22 protein-coding genes are annotated in these 20,538 nt (G+C 40.3%); 4 read left to right on the top strand and 18 right to left on the bottom strand.

From position 1 onward, the window contains the following. Positions 1–5 precede the first annotated feature (5 nt). From H5180_RS17875 to H5180_RS17800, 16 genes are all read right to left on the bottom strand, one after another. Positions 6–950 carry a DUF4097 family beta strand repeat-containing protein gene (locus H5180_RS17875; protein WP_145237012.1) on the bottom strand — a complete coding sequence of 315 codons (945 nt, stop codon included), beginning with the start codon at positions 948–950 and terminating at the stop codon, positions 6–8. 11 nt (positions 951–961) lie between these two features. Beyond that, complete coding sequence (locus H5180_RS17870; protein ID WP_182731620.1) at positions 962–1,444, bottom strand: hypothetical protein; 483 nt, start codon at positions 1,442–1,444, stop codon at positions 962–964. Next, positions 1,431–1,982 (bottom strand): RNA polymerase sigma factor, encoded by a 552-nt coding sequence (locus tag H5180_RS17865; protein ID WP_182758759.1) that lies wholly within the window; start codon positions 1,980–1,982, stop codon positions 1,431–1,433. Before H5180_RS17865 ends, H5180_RS17870 begins: the two co-directional genes overlap by 14 nt. 191 nt (positions 1,983–2,173) lie before the next feature. Next, entirely contained in the window at positions 2,174–4,006 is a 1,833-nt protein-coding gene (locus H5180_RS17860) for a hypothetical protein (RefSeq protein ID WP_182758758.1), read from the bottom strand. Further along, entirely contained in the window at positions 4,006–4,530 is a 525-nt protein-coding gene (locus H5180_RS17855; RefSeq protein ID WP_182758757.1) for a PilW family protein, read from the bottom strand. The genes H5180_RS17860 and H5180_RS17855 overlap by 1 nt, the downstream gene beginning before the upstream one ends. After that, positions 4,530–4,943, bottom strand: a complete 414-nt coding sequence (locus H5180_RS17850; RefSeq protein WP_145236995.1) for a prepilin-type N-terminal cleavage/methylation domain-containing protein — start codon at positions 4,941–4,943, stop codon at positions 4,530–4,532. The genes H5180_RS17855 and H5180_RS17850 overlap by 1 nt, the downstream gene beginning before the upstream one ends. Beyond that, positions 4,943–5,392, bottom strand: coding sequence for a GspH/FimT family pseudopilin (locus tag H5180_RS17845; protein WP_182731624.1), 450 nt, complete (start codon positions 5,390–5,392; stop codon positions 4,943–4,945). The genes H5180_RS17850 and H5180_RS17845 overlap by 1 nt, the downstream gene beginning before the upstream one ends. A 2-nt stretch (positions 5,393–5,394) precedes the next feature. Then, positions 5,395–5,832, bottom strand: a complete 438-nt coding sequence (locus H5180_RS17840; protein ID WP_310736507.1) for a type IV pilin protein — start codon at positions 5,830–5,832, stop codon at positions 5,395–5,397. Positions 5,833–6,109: 277 nt separating this feature from the next. Continuing rightward, positions 6,110–6,562, bottom strand: a complete 453-nt coding sequence (rplI, locus tag H5180_RS17835; protein ID WP_145236982.1) for a 50S ribosomal protein L9 — start codon at positions 6,560–6,562, stop codon at positions 6,110–6,112. 36 nt (positions 6,563–6,598) lie between these two features. Further along, the gene (rpsR, locus tag H5180_RS17830; protein ID WP_002962753.1) at positions 6,599–6,826 is read right to left on the bottom strand and encodes a 30S ribosomal protein S18; all 228 of its coding nucleotides are present in this window, start codon (positions 6,824–6,826) and stop codon (positions 6,599–6,601) included. Positions 6,827–6,838: 12 nt separating this feature from the next. Further along, positions 6,839–7,156 (bottom strand): primosomal replication protein N, encoded by a 318-nt coding sequence (gene priB / locus H5180_RS17825; RefSeq protein WP_182731625.1) that lies wholly within the window; start codon positions 7,154–7,156, stop codon positions 6,839–6,841. Positions 7,157–7,210: 54 nt separating this feature from the next. Then, the gene (gene rpsF, locus H5180_RS17820; protein ID WP_145236974.1) at positions 7,211–7,552 is read right to left on the bottom strand and encodes a 30S ribosomal protein S6; all 342 of its coding nucleotides are present in this window, start codon (positions 7,550–7,552) and stop codon (positions 7,211–7,213) included. Positions 7,553–7,805: 253 nt separating this feature from the next. Beyond that, positions 7,806–8,552 (bottom strand): 23S rRNA (guanosine(2251)-2'-O)-methyltransferase RlmB, encoded by a 747-nt coding sequence (gene rlmB, locus H5180_RS17815; protein ID WP_145236971.1) that lies wholly within the window; start codon positions 8,550–8,552, stop codon positions 7,806–7,808. Further along, positions 8,549–11,044 carry a ribonuclease R gene (gene rnr / locus H5180_RS17810; RefSeq protein ID WP_182758756.1) on the bottom strand — a complete coding sequence of 832 codons (2,496 nt, stop codon included), beginning with the start codon at positions 11,042–11,044 and terminating at the stop codon, positions 8,549–8,551. The genes rlmB and rnr overlap by 4 nt, the downstream gene beginning before the upstream one ends. Before the next feature lie 120 nt (positions 11,045–11,164). Further along, the gene (locus H5180_RS17805; protein WP_182718062.1) at positions 11,165–11,779 is read right to left on the bottom strand and encodes a DNA-binding response regulator; all 615 of its coding nucleotides are present in this window, start codon (positions 11,777–11,779) and stop codon (positions 11,165–11,167) included. Further along, a complete protein-coding gene (locus H5180_RS17800) occupies positions 11,779–12,879 on the bottom strand; it encodes a sensor histidine kinase (RefSeq protein WP_182758755.1) in 1,101 nt (366 codons plus the stop codon). The genes H5180_RS17805 and H5180_RS17800 overlap by 1 nt, the downstream gene beginning before the upstream one ends. Before the next feature lie 310 nt (positions 12,880–13,189). On the opposite strand from H5180_RS17800, the gene H5180_RS17795 reads away from it, so the two are divergent. From H5180_RS17795 to queG, 4 genes are all read left to right on the top strand, one after another. Next, positions 13,190–14,056: a DMT family transporter gene (locus H5180_RS17795; RefSeq protein WP_182758754.1), complete on the top strand. Its 867-nt coding sequence runs from the start codon at positions 13,190–13,192 to the stop codon at positions 14,054–14,056. Then, positions 14,056–14,751 carry a glycerophosphodiester phosphodiesterase family protein gene (locus H5180_RS17790; RefSeq protein WP_182758763.1) on the top strand — a complete coding sequence of 232 codons (696 nt, stop codon included), beginning with the start codon at positions 14,056–14,058 and terminating at the stop codon, positions 14,749–14,751. Before H5180_RS17795 ends, H5180_RS17790 begins: the two co-directional genes overlap by 1 nt. Positions 14,752–14,846: 95 nt before the next feature. Continuing rightward, positions 14,847–16,064: a methyl-accepting chemotaxis protein gene (locus H5180_RS17785; RefSeq protein ID WP_182758753.1), complete on the top strand. Its 1,218-nt coding sequence runs from the start codon at positions 14,847–14,849 to the stop codon at positions 16,062–16,064. A gap of 70 nt (positions 16,065–16,134) precedes the next feature. Then, complete coding sequence (queG, locus tag H5180_RS17780; protein ID WP_182735138.1) at positions 16,135–17,268, top strand: tRNA epoxyqueuosine(34) reductase QueG; 1,134 nt, start codon at positions 16,135–16,137, stop codon at positions 17,266–17,268. A gap of 25 nt (positions 17,269–17,293) precedes the next feature. Here the strand turns inward: queG and H5180_RS17775 are convergent, their stop codons facing one another. Beyond that, complete coding sequence (locus tag H5180_RS17775; RefSeq protein ID WP_182758752.1) at positions 17,294–18,424, bottom strand: PleD family two-component system response regulator; 1,131 nt, start codon at positions 18,422–18,424, stop codon at positions 17,294–17,296. A gap of 84 nt (positions 18,425–18,508) precedes the next feature. Beyond that, positions 18,509–20,485 carry an ATP-binding protein gene (locus H5180_RS17770; RefSeq protein WP_182731633.1) on the bottom strand — a complete coding sequence of 659 codons (1,977 nt, stop codon included), beginning with the start codon at positions 20,483–20,485 and terminating at the stop codon, positions 18,509–18,511. Between the last annotated feature and the right edge of the window lie 53 nt (positions 20,486–20,538).

Genomic DNA, 20,538 nt, shown 5'->3' with positions numbered 1-20,538 from the left:
GGAGATTACTTTTGCTTACGTAATTCTATGCGCCCACTGATAGTGTCTATTTCAATATCAGCATCACCACCATTAACCGCAAACTCCAATTCACTTGATGGCCCATATTTCGCTTTTTTAACTTTATCGTCACTCAACTCATTAATAATTTTACCATTGGCATGCGCTTCAATTTCAAACCGCGCAGAAACATCCGTCGGGAAGTAAAAATCGGCATCGCCACTAACAGATTCATAAGTAATTTGCGCACCTTTTAGTAACTCATTAATATGTATTTCACTCTCACCATTTACCGTGCTAATACGTAAGCTTTTTAATGCCTGAAAAGCAAAGTCGATATCGCCATTAACATTCTCTAAGCGAACTTCTTGAGCTGCTGTTTTGGATTTAATATCACCATTGACAGCAGTAAAGCGCAGCGTGCCTTGTGAGTCTTTGTCATTAATTTCGCCGTTTACGGTTTCATAGCGTATATCACCTTTTAAGCCTATCGCACTGACATCACCATTAACGGTATCCACACTAATATTGCCACTGATGTTTTGTAAGTTAATATCACCATTAACGACATCAATATCAGCCCCGGCGATCAAATTTTTAGCACTGATAGTGGCGTTAACACCGGTAAATTCAAGTTCGCTGCTATTTGGCATATAAATAACTAATTGAGAACCATCGCCACTATTCCAACCGTTATTATTGTTACGCGGCATTTTAACGATAAATTCGATACGATCTCCTGCCACTTCTAAACGATACCCTTGTGCTTTATCATCAAGCTCACCGGTGATCTGTAATTGTGATTTATCCCAGCCCTCAATACGTACATCACCGCGTTGGTTATCTATAAAAATACGCTTATTAGCGGGCACCTCAATTTGTTCATTGATTTTCTCACCAGCAGAGGCGAAAAACGGCAATAAAGTTAGTGCTAATAGTAATGTTTTCATGGTTGATACTCCTAAATTTGTTGCCACTTCGGTGCATGCACCTTATTGATTAGATCTAATTGCTGCTGATAAACCTGTGCGAGCATTTTTAATAACGCTGGATTCTCAGGCTCATTGTCGAGGGCTTGCTTTATTGCCCGCTCAGCGTCCTCTAATTCTGTTAATTGCTGTTGCCAGTTATCTGTCAATGCAGGCTGATTTTGATATTGCACCAACAAGGTTTGTTTTTGCTGGGTAAAATAGTCACTCATCACCACACTTGTCGCAGGCTCAGAGCCGGAAAACAGCAACTGCACGGTTAATAAAGCCGCCACTGAGCATGCTGCCACACCCGCTAATTTAGGCCACAGCGCAGCTTTACCTTGCGCCTGAGGAGCATGCGTTAATGCTTTTTCGATACCTGGCCATAAATCTTTTTGTGGTGAGATCTCTGACTCAGTGTTATTGATTGACTCAGCTAAAAATGTTTCAAAATTAGGCTTACTCATTTTCATACCACTCTTTTAATAACTGACGGGCGCGATGAAATTGCGACTTACTAGAACCCACTGCCATTCCTAACATAGTGGCAATCTCTTCATGGCGATAACCTTCAATGGCGTGCAGCACAAATACCATACGAGCTCGCTCAGGTAGTCGTAATACTAACTTGTCGAGTCCATTTAGACCTTGGCAATCTGTTGCGCTTTGTTCATCCATACCGCTTTGCTCGAAGCTCACTACTTTTTGCAACCAATTCTTATGTTTACGTAAATAGCTAATCGCAATATTACTGGTGACACTGTGCAGCCAAGTTGAAAACTGTGACTGTCCTTCAAAGCTAGCGATTTTATGCCACAGCTGCACAAATACTTCTTGAGTTGCATCTTCGGCATGTTCGCGATCTGCGAGTAACCGTAAGCACAATCCATAAACCCGCTTTACATGTAATTCATAAAGTGCAGCATAAGCATTTTGATCACCGCTTTTTACACGGTTAATAAGTGCATCTTCGCTTAGCTGTGTAAAAGCATGTTTTGCATCTATCAACATCGTTGATGTTGTCCCTTTATGATTATTATTATGAAATGAGTATACCTAAGCACTCAGGAAATACGATCTTTCAGAATTTTAAGTTTCTTGAATAGTTAGACGTGAGATGTAAGTGAAAAGGTTTAAATGACATGAAATTATTTTTAACAAAAAACGGCTAACTTATCAGCTAGCCGTTTTATCAAGTGGTTTTATAACGTTGCTTCTGGGGGATCTTCTTCGGGCCCTTCAGTGGTTTTTTCCGGTACTTTATATGACCAGCCAAGGAAAACTAATTTGCCGTCAGACGCGCTGCCCCCACCACTACTTATATTTGCTAGATTTGAATCATGGTGAATACCACCTTTGCCAGACGCTGAAACCGTTTTGCCCCGAATTGAGCCACTGAAACCACCATTAGCGACGACTTTAACATCAGTCTTTGGCGCATAGATGGCTGCATACAAATTAGCATCAGCATCAATATCAATACCATTGGCTTGTTCATTGCTGGAATAAATACTGAATACCGGTTTACCAGTTTTGGTTAACCCATGCTTCATTGTGATCGACCCTGGAGACGCTTTCAATTTTACTTTACCGTTGACATAAAGGCTTAAGCTGCTGCCTTGTGCTATATGGATCTCTGAAGCGCCTTCCATCATGAAGTGACCATTTACTATCAAGGTTACATCACCACCCGCAACTTTTAAAATGCCATTATTTAATGAGAAGTTACCTGCTTTTAATACTTTTACATCAACAACGTTCTCAATTGTGTTTAACGTATAATTAAGTGTCGCAGGACGTGCGCCTAACCACTTTTCCCATACATAATCACCTTGATTTTCAATCTTAGACTGAGCTATATCAGGCGTTAACTCGTAGATAACACGTGTTTCTGGCTTATCAGAGACTAGTGTTGAACTACCGTGTTTCACAATAATATTTTCGGCGCTAGGATCAACCAGACCATCAACAACCGTTGTTATATTTATTGAATCGCACTGTGTTTGCCCTGCTGTAAAATTATCAGGATCTTGAAAAGGTACCAACTCAACATTTGGTGATACATTATAACGTGGATCTGAGTAAGGAATACCACCTTGTTCAAGGTGTGGTGCTAAATCTTTTGCGTTTAATTTGCCGCCATATAAAACGTCTAAGCCGTCATTATTTCTATTTTCTAGCACAGTACTCGCACTGTTATTAGGGAAGTTAAGATCTTTATTTGCTCTAACTACGCCTAATATTTTTCCTTGCTTCCAGGTAACTCCTCCCGCCGATAAAACATCTCCGCCTACAGCTGTATCAAGTGGAAAACCATCGGGTAAAACAGGATCAGTCGATACTGTAAAATTCGAATCAATTGTAATATGGTTATTTGCACGCAATGTGCCTGTGATTGGAGATGAGCCGGAAAAAGTAATACTGCCAGTCGCATGAACACTCCCCCAAATAGTTGAAGCACCTGATAATGTAACATCCTTATCTTTATAAACCGTGCCTATGACAGCGCCAGCCTCAGCCTTGTCAGGATCGTAATCCCCTTTACTTGAGTCATAGCTATCAATTCGACCACTGGCACTGAGTGACACCCCTTCACAGCCCACAATTGCGTTCTCAAAAACAGAGCCTCCTTTACCTGGCGTAAATCCAAACCGTGCGACTAAATTACTTTGTGCATCACCACCATAACGCTCACCCAAGCTGATGATTTCCAGCTCTCCAGCAGCATTTTTACTAATACTGGCATTATAAGTTGCATCTTCACCAATCAAACCGCGGCCTGATGCTGTGCCTGTCGCTGCGATCAAGCCATCGATATCTAAGGTTTTATCATCTGAAAAAGCTTGCTGTAATAACTTAGCTTCTTCGAAAACACCTTTTTCAGCGAGTAAACGGCTATTTATTTTCTTTTGAAAATTGCCACTCATACGCTCTTGAATAATATTTTCACGCAATGAATTAAGTACCACAATACTCGCCATACTGGTGAGGATAAGTACTGTTACAAGCGTAAAACCACTTTGTTTTTTAGCCATTACACACCACCAAAAGCATTGTTTAAAATAACATTAGAAACCGCAATATCAATGGCAATAGTGTCTTCAAATTGCGCAGGTAAGTTCTCTGGGCTAACATTAATAGTGACAATGTTATTATCAATTGCAAAACTCAACCGGGCGACTCCCGTCAATAACCGCTCTGCTGGAGCTGCTCCTAATGTACACATTAAATTATTGCCTACTAGGTTATAAACTTCATTTATATCAGCTGTTGATACTCTGCCATTACAGGTGATAACCCCAGTTGGCTGAGTAACAGTAATTGCCGAGCCATCTGCTGCAACCAAAGGTGCGCTTGGTGTTTGTTTAATGCTACGCGTAAAAACCTTACTTGTGTAACGTATTACTTCTTGCGCATTTTCAAGCTCTTTACTAACTGAAATAGTGCCTTTAATAGCTGAGTATGAAAGGCTAACTCCAGCTAGTAGGAATGAACCAGCGGCTAGAGCCACCATCAGTTCTACAAGGGTATAACCTCGCGGACGATAAATTGCCATCATCAAATACACCCAACTGGTAGCTCAGGGTAACTAGCATTTAAGGTAATTTGATTTTCTAATTGAGCAGGGTCTTGTTGCTTGATCCGCTCATCAGCCCATGAAACTGTGATTTGCATATCATGCGCATACGCCGCAGGTAAGCTCAGCTGATAATCATCGATTTGCGGGTCTAAAGAGGCACGAAAGTTAGCATCCGTGAATAAAGCTGGATTTGTCGTTTGTAACTCACACAAGCGAGGCCAAATACGCTCTAAAGTATTTTGCCCTTGCACCAGCGATACAGTGTAATTAAAACTGTTAGTGGCATATTGTAGCGATTTGAGCTGAGCTGCTGCCAACCCTAATAAAGCAATACCGGCGATAACAACTGACAGCATCACTTCTAATAATGAAAAGCCACTTTGTTTAATCATTATGCACATGCCACTGATTTTTCAGCTAACCAATTTTGGCCGCTTTTTAAAATGCACAAGTAATAATCTACCGTTTTATCATTGTCATCTTTAATTAAAATCTCGCTCGCCGCAGAGATTTCGCCACTTGACCACACGGTACGATCAACTAAACCAACTGTTACACCATGATGTTGGATGACGAATTCTTTTAATACTGTATCAACACCATCAACAGCTGCTGTTACCTGCCATTTATCACCACTTACCACTAGCTTAATCTCACGATTACGTTTTACCGCCTCACTGCGCGCATATTTATACACACTATTGAGCTGATTTGCGGTGGTAACAACCCGATCTTGCATGATTTGCTGGCTAAAAGAAGGAAACGCTAATACCGCCATAATCGCAACGATCCCAACCACAATCATCAACTCCACTAATGTAAAACCGGCTGTTCTAGTCATTGTTACTCCCAGCAACTATTAGCATCAGCTGATTGTGTGCCATCATGCTTAATCACTAATGCACCACAGCGATCTCCTGCTTGGGTAGAACCGATTTTTGGGGTTGCAGTTAATGTAAAAGCACGACTTTTAAAATTAGCATCAGCTGCAGCGCCACTAACGCGGTTTAGCGCTGTATAAGTAAAAGTATAAAAATCTGTATTTTTTGCCGTATCAAAAGCATTTGGATAACCACCATTACGCGAATAAATACGCTCTAATACTGCACCATGTTGCAACATTACTTGTTGAATATCGGCACGGCGACTACGCTCCATATGCTCAATATATGAAGGCATAGCTACACTGTATAATATGCCTAGAATGGCAACGACTATTAATAACTCGATTAATGTGAAACCAGAAGAAAGCTTCGCATTTTTTATCATCTGCTCTTTCAATTTAAACATCCTTAACACTATGCCCAGTGCACAAACAATATACAGTGACAACGCTGTCACTATCAATAATCTGTAACCTAATTACAATGCAGCTACATTTTAATAGGTATAAATAATTAGTTTTTATTTTAAATCAAACTATACCAGATAAAAAACCTAAAAAAGGGACTTTAATCAATATTTATGTGGGAAATGATATGCTAGCTAGTGATATGTGTGAGAATAATAAACAAAAAAGCCGTGCTTTTCAGCACGGCTTTTTTCGCTTAATTAGAAATTAAGCTTCAGCGATTACGATTACTTTGATAGTAGCCGTTACTTCTGAATGAACTGCGATTGATACGTCAAATTCGCCAGTCTCACGGATAGTACCTAGAGGTAAACGAACTTCTGACTTAGCAACTTCAACACCAACAGCTGAGATAGCGTCAGCGATGTCGCGAGTACCGATAGAACCGAATAACTTACCTTCGTCACCGGCTTTAGATACTAATGTAACTTCAGCTAATGCTTCAAGCTTATCAGCGCGTGCTTGTGCAGCAACAAGCTGGTCAGCGATTTTCGCTTCAAGCTCAGCACGACGTGCGTCAAAAGTTTCAACGTTAGCTTTAGTTGCAGGAACTGCCTTACCTTGTGGGAAAAGGAAGTTACGTGCGAAGCCAGATTTAACTACAACCTGGTCACCTAGGCCACCTAGGTTAGCGATCTTATCTAGTAGAATAACTTGCATGTTTCTACACCTTTTAAAAACGTGTTAATCCGCTGCTTACTTATGTAAGTCAGTGTATGGAAGAAGGGCTAAGTAGCGAGCACGCTTGATAGCAGTTGCTAGCTGGCGCTGGTATTTAGCGCTAGTACCTGTAATACGGCTAGGTACGATTTTGCCACTTTCTGTAACATAGTTTCTAAGAGTAGCTAGATCTTTATAATCGATTTGTTGTACGCCTTCCGCTTTAAAGCGGCAGAACTTACGACGTCTGAAATAACGTGCCATGAGATAAATTCCTCAAATAATTCTTTCTATATGCTGAGCATGCAAAACCAATTGGCTAAGGCCGTTACGACCTTCGTGACGATTTAAAAAACCGCTCACTTGCAATGCCTGCCCAACGTGCAAATGTTGAGTCTGTTGTTGCATTTGCTTACCACTAGCAACCACTTGAAGCCGTACATAACTATTACGGTTAAGATCTGCTTCAATTTGCATTGATTTGTGTTCTACAACAAAAATACAATGCGGGATACCAGCAGGGCTTTGGCTAAACTTAGGTGTTTTACAAACAACCCCAGAAATAACCAGCTGATTCATAAAAGGACTGACCATATGGTTTACCTTAAAATTATCGCTGATCAAGTGCCATGCTTGGACTCAAAACAATTAAGCAGCTGGTGCTTCTTTCTTCTCTTCTCTTACAAGAGGAGATGCTTCAGTTACAGCGTCTTTAGTACGCATAACTAAGTTACGAAGCACTGCATCGTTGTAGCGGAAAGTAGTTTCTAGCTCGCTGATTACTTCAGTAGGTGCTTCAACGTTCATAAGAACATAATGAGCTTTATGAAGCTTGTTGATTGGGTATGCCAGTTGACGGCGGCCCCAGTCTTCAAGACGGTGGATAACACCACCAGCTTCAGTGATAGAACCAGTATAACGTTCGATCATACCAGAAACTTGCTCACTCTGATCTGGGTGAACCATGAATACGATTTCGTAATGACGCATGGATATTCCTTACGGTTAATAGAGCCTTCTACCGTTTCAGCCGGTCGGTTTAAGGCAAGGAATTAATATTAAATAGGCCGAAATGAGCGCGCATTTTACGCTTAGTCGGAAAATTAAGCAAGTAGGTTTTTAGCTTTAAGTGGTAAGTTGAAAAATCAGCTATCCGCTCAAAAAGAAAAACCATGCTTATTAAGTCAAGCATGGTTTCAAATTTTATCTCTAAACTGACGGCTACAAGCTTAAAGCTTTTCTTTTATGGCTGTGTCGTATTTCTCTGACGCAGTACTTCAAATAAACAAATACCTGTTGCTACAGATACGTTTAAGCTTGAAACAGTGCCAGCCATTGGGATTTTAACTAACACATCACAATGTTCGCGCGTTAAGCGGCGCATACCTTCACCTTCAGCGCCCATAACAATCGCCATAGGCCCGGTCAGATTGGCATCAAATACATGCACATCGGTTTCGCCAGCAGTACCAACAACCCAAACACCAGCATCTTTAATTTCACGTAAAGTACGGGCAAGATTGGTGACTTGGATCAGCGGTACTGTCTCAGCTGCACCACAGGCAACTTTACGCGCTGTGCCATTTAGTTTTGCTGATTTATCTTTTGGCACAATAATGGCATGAACACCGGCAGCGTCTGCACTACGTAAGCAAGCACCTAAATTATGCGGATCTGTTATGCCATCGAGAACCAGTAAAAATGGCGTTTCTTCACGCGCAATGATTGCATCCAAATCTTTTTCGTTAAAAGTCGGTGCCGCTATAACGTTTGCAATAATACCTTGATGCTGCTCACCCTTTGATTTGTTATCAAGGGCTTTGCGCTGCATAAACTGCACTGATATACCAAATTTACGCGCTTCTTCAATAATTGGAGATAAGCGTTTATCATCACGTCCTTTTAGGGCATAAATTTCAATAAAACGCTCAGGCTCACTTGCGAAAATTGCTTCAACAGAGTGAAAGCCAAAAATTAATTCATTACTCACGTATCACTTGCTCCTGAACTCTTACTTTTACGGGCATTTTTGCCGGGTCTTTTCGGCTTTTTCACGGCCTTTCTCTTTGGTTTTTTTGCAGTCGTTGTAGTGCCAGCATCCGCTGATTTTCCTGCAGGCTTCTTTTTACCTCGACTGGCACTGTTTTTTTTTGGCTTTGGTTTTCCCTGATCAGAACGACCGCTAAGTTCACCAGGCTCTTTCGCGTCAGCTTTTTTACCTGGTATTTTGCCACGTTTTAGCTGCGAACGAACACTTGCCGGCTGATGCCCTTTTGCATCACCACGACGACGCGCGTATCTGTCTTGTGCAACATCGCCACTGAGCGTTAAATTGATGCGACGCTCATCTAAGCTTACCGATGCAACCTGAACCGTGACTTTATCGCCTAAACGATAAACTTTACGAGAATGCTCACCAATCAAGCAATGTTTAGCGCCATCATATTGAAAATACTCATCGCCTAAATTAGTGACATGGATAAGGCCATCAATTTGTAAATCAGCTAAGCGAATAAACAAACCAAAGTTAGTAACCGATGAGATCACTCCTTCAAATTCGTCGCCCACATGATCTTGCATGTATTCACATTTCAGCCAATCAGCTACTTCACGGGTTGCATCATCTGCACGACGCTCCGTATTTGAACACTGCTCGCCCAATTGCGCGACTTCTTCGTCACTATAAACATACGCACCCGACGTAACCATACCTTGGGCTTTCAAAATGCCTTTAATCGCACGATGTACGACTAAATCTGGGTAACGACGAATTGGCGAGGTGAAATGTGCATATTCACCTAATGACAAACCAAAGTGACCGATGTTTTCAGCTTGATATACTGCCTGCTTCATCGAACGCAGTAGCATAGTTTGGATAAGTTCAGCATCAGGGCGGTCGCCAAGCTTGGCTAACACATGGGTAATTTCTTTTGGTGTTGGCTCATCACTGAGTGTTGATTCAATACCCAACTCTGATAAAAACTGTCTAAAGTTAGCCAGTTTTTCTCCATCTGGTTCAGCATGAACACGATAAAGCGCGCTGGCTTCGTGTTTTTCAAGCATTTTAGCCGCAGACACATTGGCTAAAATCATACATTCTTCAATCAGCTTGTGGGCGTCATTACGCAGCACCGGCACTATTGATTCAATCTTACGCTGAGCGTTAAATACAAAGCGTGTTTCAAGGGTTTCAAACTCAATCGCTCCGCGCTCTTGGCGGGCGGCTTTTAATGCCATATACATTTGCTGTAAATCAGTTAAATGTGGCACGACCGGTGCGTATTCAGTACGTAACTTCTCATCACCTTGTAAAATAGCGTTTACTTTGGTGTAGGTTAAGCGCGCATGCGAATTCATCACCGCTTCGTAAAAGCGATAGCCTGATAATTTACCTTCAGCCGATACCAGCATTTCTGCGACCATACATAAACGGTCAACTTTTGGATTTAATGAACACAAGCCATTGGACAATACTTTTGGCAGCATAGGAATAACTTGTTCAGGGAAATACACTGAGTTACCACGTTCGATTGCCTCGGCATTAAGTGGGGTATTCATTGCGACATAATGGGATACATCAGCAATCGCTACCCATAACCGCCAACCACCCGATTCAACAGGCTCACAATACACCGCATCATCAAAATCGCGAGCATCTTCACCATCAATCGTAACCAATGGTAAATCACGTAAATCAACTCGATTTTGCTTGTCACCTTCTTCGACAAACTCACCTAAGTGTTCAACCTGCTTTTCAACCGCTTCTGGCCATACATGCGGGATATCGTGATTACGCAGTGCCACTTCAATTTCCATACCAGGGGCTAAATGCTCACCCAGTACATCAATGATTTTCCCTACCGCATTCATATTACGGTTAGGGTTTTGGGTAATTTGCACTTGCACCATTTGGTTGTGACGTGCGCCGTTTTCACTGCCCGGCAAAATAATAATATCTTGGGTGATACGTGGATCTTCCGCCACCACCACTGCTATGCCATGCTCAACAAAATAGCGACCAACAATCGGTGCTCGCTCGCCAGCCAGCACTTTAATAATACGCGCATCGCACTTGCCGCCGGAGCCTCGTTTGGTGCCTTTAGCCAGTACTATGTCGCCATGCAGCACCGAACTCATTTGATGCTTGGCAATAAACCAGTCTTTACTTTCGCCTTCGACTTCTAAAAAGCCAAACCCGTCACGGTGACCGATTACTTTGCCTTTAACAAGCCCAGCTTCATCAATTAAGGCGTAGCATTTAAATTTATTAAAGAAGAGTTGACCATCACGCTCCATGGCACGTAAACGACGCTTAAAAGCAATTTGACGCTCATCATCGTTTACCGCTAACTCCTCACATAATTGATGAAAATTAGCAGGCTTGGCACGGTCTTTTATATGAGTAAGTATAAACTCACGACTTGGGACAGGGTTTTCGTACTTTTCTTGTTCTCGACTGAGATTAGGATCTTGGTTTGACATTCACTATCTTGTTAATTGGTTATGATGTTATTTTAACCCATAACCGATCAATGAGACAGGCAAAAGCTATGAAACTTTTAAGAAAGCGCTTTTACTTGCTTTAAACAGCTTATTACGGCGTTATAACCAACCTTTTTGTTTGGCTATACGCGCTGCATCTACTCGGTTTATGGCATTTAATTTAGCAATAGCGTCTGATAAGTAATTACGTACCGTGCCCTCGCTTAAGTATAACCTTGCGGCAATATCGGCTGTTTTCAACCCTTCACTTGCGAGTTGTAATGCTTTTCGTTCTTTATCTGTCAGCGGATCAGTATCATCTAATGCGTTAATAGCAAGCTCAGGATCAATAACCTTTTGCCCGTGCATTACTTTTTTAAGCGCGCTAATTAATTCATCGCTCGGGGCTTCTTTTAAAATAAAGCCCTTAACGCCAGCACTTAAAGAACGCCTAATATAACCCGCTCGCGAAAAGGTGGTCATAATAACTATTTTTATAGCAGGGTATTTTGATGCAATTTGCTCACTGAGTTCGATGCCGTTCATGCTAGGCATTTCGATATCGGTTAAAATAATATCAGGAAGAGAGTTACTGTCTAGCATGTTTATGGCTGTTAATGCATCTTGCCCGTTACTTGCTTGACCAATTACCTCAATATTAAAATCTAGACTTAATAATGCTGCGATTGCGTCGCGCACAAGCCCCTGATCTTCTACTAAATACACCTTGATCATTAGAAACCCTTCGCTGTTAAAGGCAGCATTACATTTAAACTAAAGTTATCCTCACAGGTAAATGTAGCCTTACCATCTAGCTGCTCTGCTCGTTCTTTAATGCCATTTAAGCCATTTCCAGGTTTTATTGAGCTGCCTGGTGCATGATCAATCACATTGATTATTAATTGCTGCTGATTTTGCGTTATGCTAATTATACATTTCTTGGTGCTGCTATGGCGTAGTAAGTTAGTAACAACCTCCTTAATTATAAGACTTGCTATGCCTTCTACTTTCGCAGGTAACGCATTTAACTTGACGTTAAAATCCGCCTCAAAACCTTGTTCGGTTAGCCTTTGTTTCAATTGGGAAATTTGACTCGCAAGATTGAGCTGTTTTAAATCACTGACAGCACTTCTCACATCACTCAATAGCTGCCTTGCAAGCTCTGCAACTTGGGCAATTTCAGTATTTGCTTGTGTGTAACGCTCACCTTGATTTAATTTATTAGCAAGCTCTGCTTTTAAAGCAATTGATGAAAGAGAATGACCTAAAATATCATGTAAATCGCGAGCAATACGCTCGCGTTCAGCAATTGCTGCTAATTGCTCTAATTGCGTGGCGTTTTCTTGCTCGCGGATTTTATATTGCTGCTCTCTTTTTGCAGCTATACCGTAGCTAAATAAGGCAGCACATAAAATTAAAGATATAGCGAGAAAGTATTCTACTTTTGCAATATCGCCAATATATGCACTTAATAAAACAGTTAAAATGACCGCTAACGCTGAAAAAATTCGTTGCAGTTTACTATATGCATAACCGACAATGTAGGCAACGAAACCAAATAATGTCGGTGTGCCTGAGGTATAAAAAGTAGCACTAAAACAAACTAACAACATAGCAATAACTAACTTAGTAGTATCGGTATCTTGGCAATTTATTGCTTTTACATAGAGCATAATAAAAGCAATATATAAAGCTAAGGACATAAAAATGTTGTTTGCGGTTAAATTTGCAAAGTTAATCATAATTGGCAACAAATAAAAGCCAGTAAAAATTAAATGTCCATACTTCCAAAACCCTTTATCGATTTGCTCAGCAACCGTGTCAAGTGAACTCATACTAATACCCCAAGTGTATCGTTTTATTTATAATTATGTTTTTACTAAATAACACAAAAACACATAACAGCATAAAGTAACCGGCGAAAGTAATACTAAAACTATATATTTCAAAAAAATCGCTGATATATAAACTGATTAAAATTAAAGCATTCATAATTACCTCCAGTTGAATGCGATAACTATGCCAGCCGCTAAAAAAAATAAGAGTGTAAAATGTCATCAACTTTGCTGACATTTGTCATGTTTTAAAAATTTCACCTTATTATGAGCAGTGATAAGATAGTAAAAAATAGCAGAGCGAATTTACATGCAACCCCAACAGCAAAGTTTAGTTTATTTACACATTGCGGTATTACTTTTTGGTGGCACAGCACTATTTGCCAAATTAATAAATCTAAACGCATTAGATATTACCGTGTACCGCGCAGCCATCGCGGGTCTGGCTATTATGATATTGCTGTTATGGCAAAAAAAAGCAATTAAACTCAGCTGTGCTAAAGATTACTTAATTGCTTTGTTGTTAGGAGCTGCTGTAGGTATACATTGGGTCACCTACTTTGCTGGTATGCAAATGGCTGGGATTGCGGTTGGCATGATTGCATTTTTTACTTACCCTGTGCTCACCGTATTTATTGAACCATTCTTTAATGGTAGTAAACCCAAAGTAAACGATTTGCTCAGCGCAGGTGTAGTAATAACTGGGATCTATTTGCTGACCCCAAATGCAGATATGGGTAATGATGTCACCTTAGGCGTGGTAACAGGTGTTATTTCAGCATTTTTTTTCGCATTTAGAAATATTGTTCATAAGCGATACTTTAGCCACTACGGTGGGCCACAAACTATGTTTTATCAAACATTAGTGGCTAGCTTGTTATTATGTGCTTTTATTGAAGTACCAGTGATTAATATATCGAACCAAGATCTAGGGTTATTGCTCGTCGCTGGCGTAATTTTTACTGCAACTCCGCACTCTTTATTTGCAGCAAGTTTACAGTATTTATCAGCATCAACAGCGGGACTTATTTCTTGTTTACAGCCTTTATACGGCACATTTTTAGCTTTTTTGCTGTTGCATGAACAACCTTCACTACAGACCCTGCTTGGCGGTGCTTTAGTGATCAGTGCAGCATTTTACGAAACATGGTCAGTTACTCGGAAACACACATTATGATAAAAGTTTTTGCTCATCGCGGCGCCAGTGGCACTTATCCAGAAAATACCCAGAGTGCGATAACCGCAGCAGTCGAAATTGAAGTCGATGGTATTGAAGTCGATGTACAAAGCTGTTTGGATGATTACATGATCATCCATGATACTTGGCTAGATCGCACCACCAGCGGCCGTGGCAAAATAAATAAACTCACCCGAGAGCAAATTCAATGTTTTGATGCTGGCAATGGCGAATTTGTCCCAACCCTACAGCAAACTATTGATTGGACAGCCAATAAAGTGCTCTTAAACCTTGAGTTAAAACACACTTTCTCGTTGGATAAATTTGTTGAGCTGATTGAGTTAAATATCGTTAATAACAAACTATCTCAGGACATGCTGTTAGTCTCTTCATTTGATCATCATCAATTAATGTGGCTTAAACAAAAACTACCTTGGCTAAAAATTGGCGCGTTAACGGGCTCCATTCCTATCAACTATGCTGAATTTGCCCAGCGCTTACAGGCGTTTAGTATTCATGTTGATAAAAACTTTATTAACCATGAGTTTGTCACGGATGCCAAACAACGCGGCTTACAAGTTTATGCATACACGGTTGATAAACAAGAAGATATTGAGTTAATGCTGAGTTTTGGTGTCGACGGAATTTTTACTAATTACCCATGCAACACGAAAATGATTTTAAACTCACTGTAGTTATCAAAAATGGCTGCCGTTCATCCTATATTCTTGAATTAAAGTGAATTTGAACGATACTGAGTAAAACAATACAACAGCCGAGCGGGCAATTGATGAGTGGGTATATGCGTATTTATAACTTTATAGAACAAAGCTTCTTTTTTACTTTAACCCGAAAGATTGTTGGCAATCTTAGCTTTGTATTTTTTTTCCAAGCTATTACTTTGATTTGGTTATATAAAAGTCTAACTACGCAAGACGCAGACACTAGCCTATTTTGGTTACTCACGGTGATTATTATTGCCGGCTTTGCCTTTACACTCTTTTACATGCGCTTTCTGATCGTGCGCCCAGTTACAGCAATGCGTGATACTTTAATAAAAATTAACCGCCAAGATGCAAACTTAGCAGCTAAACTCCCCCACTTTACCTATGATGAATTTCGTGAGATCAGCCAACAGTACAATACCTTTACTGATCATCTAAGCCAATTACTCGCTACCACTTACCAAAGTTCGCAGGCCAGCGCACAAAGTAATAATCAAGTGACTGAGTCAATGCAACATACGGCGCAGCTAAGCGAACAACAAATTGATTTTAGCCAAACAATAACCGCAGCCAGTAATCAAATAACTGATAGTCTGCAAAGTATCGTTACCAATACCGATGATGTTCATCAAGTAAACGCAGAGCATTTAAACTTTGTTACACACTCAGCACAAGAACTCACAAAACTAGTCACTCAAGTTAAATCGATTAGTCATGTATTGAGCAGTTTTTCAGAAACGATTTCTGGCTTAAAACAAAACAGCGAGAATATTCGTAGCATCCTGAAAATGGTTGAAGAGTTTTCAGATCAAACTAATTTGTTGGCGCTCAATGCTGCAATAGAAGCCGCTCGTGCGGGTGAAGCAGGTCGTGGTTTTGCGGTTGTAGCAGATGAAGTAAGAACTTTATCGGTTAAAGTAAGTGATGCAACTCGCCAGATCAGCGATTTCATCAACCAAATGGATTCTTTAGTAAATCAAACAAATAAAGAATCTGAGCAACTTGTCAGTTATTCACATAATGCAGAAACAACCATTAGTAATACATCCCATGGATTTACCGATCGGCTTGTTGAATTTGAACACAATCAACAACAATTACAGCAAATTGTAAGCGCTGTGCACTTACTCGAACAGACACAAAATCAAACCCATCAATCAGTTGAACAAATCGTTGCATTAGGCAGCCAAGCAAAAGCACAAATTGATGTAGCGTTAAGTGATTGTCAATTATCACAACAACTAAGTGAGCAAACTCAGCAGCAGTTAAAGCGTTTTGTCTAAGTACAAGCGTTTTAACTGCGCTGTAAATGTGTTAAATTGCGCCGTTATTTTTTCTTAATGATGTACCCATGTGAGTAGTTCAATATCCGATCACACGCAGTTAGCCCTTGATATAAAACAGTGGGGTAAAGAACTTGGCTTTGCTGAAGTTGGCATCACTGACATTGATTTAAGCAAACACGAAGCACAATTACAGCGCTGGCTTGATTTAGGCTATCACGGCGATATGGAATATATGGCCGCTCATGGAATGAAACGCGCTCGCCCTGCGGAGCTAGTCCCTGGTACTGTGCGGGTTATATCAGTAAAAATGAATTACCTACCCCCCGATGCAAGCTTTGCTAAAACCCTCAAAAATACCGATAAAGCTTATATTAGTCGTTATGCGTTAGGGCGTGATTATCATAAACTGATGCGTAATCGATTAAAGAAATTAGGTCAAAAAATTGAGCTGCAAATCGGTCAATTAGGCTATCGGCCATTTGTTGATTCAGCACCAGTATTAGAACGTCAACTTGCTGAAAAAGCAGGTTTAGGCTGGCGTGGAAAGCACAGCTTGCTAATCAATAAAGAAGCCGGTTCTTGGTTCTTTTTGGGTGAGTTATTTGTTGATATCCCTTTACCAATTGATAAGCCCAATGAGTTTGAGGGATGTGGAAAATGCGTAGCCTGCATTACTTTATGCCCAACCGGCGCAATTGTAGAGCCTTACGTGGTTGATGCACGCAAGTGTATTTCTTATCTTACTATTGAGCTGCAAGGACCAATCCCTGAGCAGTATCGCTCACTATTAGGTAATCGCGTTTACGGCTGTGATGATTGCCAATTAGTTTGCCCATGGAACCGCTACGGGCAAATTACCGATGAAGCCGACTTTCATCCACGAACACAACTAAAAGATAAAGATTTACTTGATTTATTTAGTTGGGATGAAGCTACCTTTTTAAAAAATACCGAAGGCAGTCCGATCCGTCGAATTGGCCATCAGCGCTGGCTACGAAATATTGCTGTAGGTTTAGGTAATGCGCAATTTAGCCAATCGATCGTTGACGCGCTTAGCGCCAGCTATGATCAATCAACCGAGTTGGTAAAAGAGCATATAGAGTGGGCGCTTAAGCAACAACGCTCAAAACAAGATAAATTGCTACGAAAAACCGCCCGTTTGATACGTATCGTAGAAAAGGGCTTACCAAGAGATGCGTAGCTTCACACCCCTTGATTATTTAGTGTTACTTTTTCAATAAGATAGATAGGTCTTGCTCAATTTCATGAAAAGCGGCTTTCACTCCCTGCACAGACTCTTCACGGGCAACTGAGTTTTGAATCGCTTGATCTACCTTCTGATAAATAAACACTTCTTGATCTTCGTCTAACCCCATTGATGGAATACGCTGTTCTAACTCTTCTTGTAAACGCTTGAACACCGCTTCATTACTCTTACGGTTTTCATTTAACAGCTCAATTAAGCCATGAAACTTGCTATTCACCATAGTAATTGCATCATTTAGCTTTGTTTGTTGCGACTGTAAAGCTTCACGAGTCATGATTGCTCGTAGCTGTTGCTCTGTGACACTGACAATAAAGCACACATGGTCACGGATCCGGCCATGCTTATCAGGATCGTGATCTGGCATATTTAAAATCAATAAACTAATTAATTCATAGTTAACTAAGATACGGTGAGAAAACTCATGTAAGCGGCCCTTATTTTTGAGCATATCAAACAACTCAATTACAATTGGCGAACACGTAGCATTGAGGGCAAAGTGCTCAGGAGCATCAGCAATAACTCTAAACTCAATATTACTTTGTAAATCAAACGATCTTAAACAATGAACTAGGGCCTCCCCAAGCGCTTTGGTGTTGTTAATCATACCAATCTTCTCAATATAATTAACTATTTGCCCCATTTCACTACTGTTTGCCATAGCATTGAATGCAGTTGATGTGGCCTCTTCAATTTGCTGTTCTAACGATTTTTTTTCAATCAGTACTTGATTAAGAATTTTCAGTTTCGATTTAAGTTCATCCTGTCCAAATGGCTTAACAATATAATCTTCAGCACCTACAGCATACCCTTCCATCCGCTCCTCTACTGTGCCTCTGGCTGATACAAACATGACTATGATATGAGCCGTACGAGGGTTTGCTTTTAGTCTTCTACATACTTCATAACCATTCATTTGTGGCATACTCACGTCAAGTAAAATTACTTGTGGCGCAAACTCTTCCACGATACTGAGGCACTCAGGGCCACTGCTAACCATCTTTAATTCAAAATCAAGATCTAATAATATTTCTTCTATAATTTCTAAATTAAAGGGCTCATCATCAACAGCTAGAATTCTCGTTACAGGCATAATTGTCATCCATTTCATAATTCATATTAATAGTTTAGTCGTAAAAAAAACTCTTACCAGTAAGGCTAAGTAATTTATTATTGCTTAGCTGAAACTTTTTATTTCTAAAGGCAGAGCGATGTGAATCGTCGTGCCTCCTGAGCTATTGTTATGAGCAGAAATAACTCCTTCATGTAATGAAACAAACTCACGGCATAAGGCTAAACCAAGCCCTGTTCCACCAGCACCGCTATTAGTTGTGCTACTCTGCACGAATTTTGAGAACACATACTCAAGTTCATCATCAGGTATCCCTATACCACTATCAATCACTTCAATAATTGCCTGCCCTTGTTGATTAGTTAAAACGACTTCAATACGGCTATGCTGATCACTAAATTTCAACGCATTGCCGAGGATATTACGTAATAATTGATTTATTTGCTCTTCATCACAGTCAATTATAATAGGCGGTTTTGGTGGCAAATACTGTACTTCAATCTCTTTTTCCATAGCGGTACCTGACACATCATCAATACTGGTTTTAATAATATTACTCAGGTTATGCGGGCGCGGATTAAAAGGGAACTTACCAACATCGAGTTTAGATAGGTCGAGTAAATTATTAAGTAATGAGAGCAGCCGCTCGCCACTACACTCTATGCGAGATAAATATTTCTGTAGCTTTTCAACTGAAATATCACCTCTGCCGAGTTTATCTAAACCAAAGCGAGCAAAACTTAATATTGAATGCATAGGAGTACGTAATTCATGGGACATATTAGCAAGAAACTCTGATTTACTGTGATTTGCTGCCTCGGCGACATTTTTAGCATGCTCAAGCTGCGATGTTCGGGCACGTACTTGCTCTTCAAGCATATCTTTTGCCTCGAGCAACAGCTCCTCTTTAAGTTTAAGATGAGTAACATTCTTAAAAATAACCGCGAGTGCAATATTACCATGATGGTCAATCTCATTAAACGAACCAACTAATGGGATAGCCTCTCCCTCTTTCATTGGCAGATATACATCACAACTAAATTGACGATTTTTATTTAACGTCGCTATTTTTTCTTTAATTTGCTCAGCAGACATCGTATCTAATAAAGTAAAAACTGAGCTACCTTTAAGTATTTTTGCAGGTAAATTAAAGAGTTTAGAGCAAGCATCGTTTGCTTCAATCACTTCACCATTGCGCTCAAATAACATAATCGCATCAGGTGTGTGCTTATAAATAACGCGTAACAAGCTATCCTTTTCAATAAGTGCATCAACGGTATCTTGCAGACGTTCAACTAACTCTGTGTTATGCCGTCTTAGCAACTCAGTTTGCCAAAGTTTATGCACAGATTGCAGTATCATATTTTCATTGATCGGTTTAACCAATACGTCTTCCACCCCTTGACGAATTGCTTCAATCATCGACACTTGATTTGGTTTTGAGGTAAATAACAAACAGCGACATTGCGGATATAGTACTTTGAGAGCGGCGAACACTTCTAAACCTGAGCCATCAGGCAGACTAAAATCACTCAATAACAGATCAATTTCATGCCCTTGCGCTTGAGTTACCGCAGAGCTAATACTATGAGCTGTAATCGTTTTAATATGGGCGCCTAACAGGCTATTTGCTATTTTTTCAAGCCGCTGGGGGATATGATCAACCAGCAATACCGTTGGTAATACTAAAACACTATCGGAGCCAAGCTCTAAAACACTCTCCAGCAAGGTGCTGATTTCTTTATTCGCAAAAAATGGATAAATTACAATAGCATTTGGCACCAGCCGATTAAGATCACTAAATGAAGAAAGTTGTTCATTGTTTTCAACTTTAGGGGCGAGAAGCAAAAAACGATCTTGATTGATCTGCGTTACTAAAGAATTTGCGGTAGCTAATGGAACGCCATGAGCCACAGCCACTAAATCATAACAACTAAACGCAGTGCACTCATGTAGCATTGAAAAATGAATCAACTCAACTTCACAGCCAATCAATTCGAGCAATACTTTTATTCGCATCGCTAAAATGCTACTGCTATCAACTATCAATATTTTCCGCACAGCTTTGACCACGCTTTTCATCAACTTGAGATTGTAAAAGCGTAGCCTAAGTTTTCTGCATTAACATAATCAAA

The organism is Pseudoalteromonas sp. SR41-4 (assembly GCF_014163985.1).
Taxonomy (GTDB): Bacteria; Pseudomonadota; Gammaproteobacteria; order Enterobacterales; family Alteromonadaceae; genus Pseudoalteromonas; species Pseudoalteromonas rhizosphaerae.
This window is presented reverse-complemented; position numbering and strand designations above follow the sequence as displayed.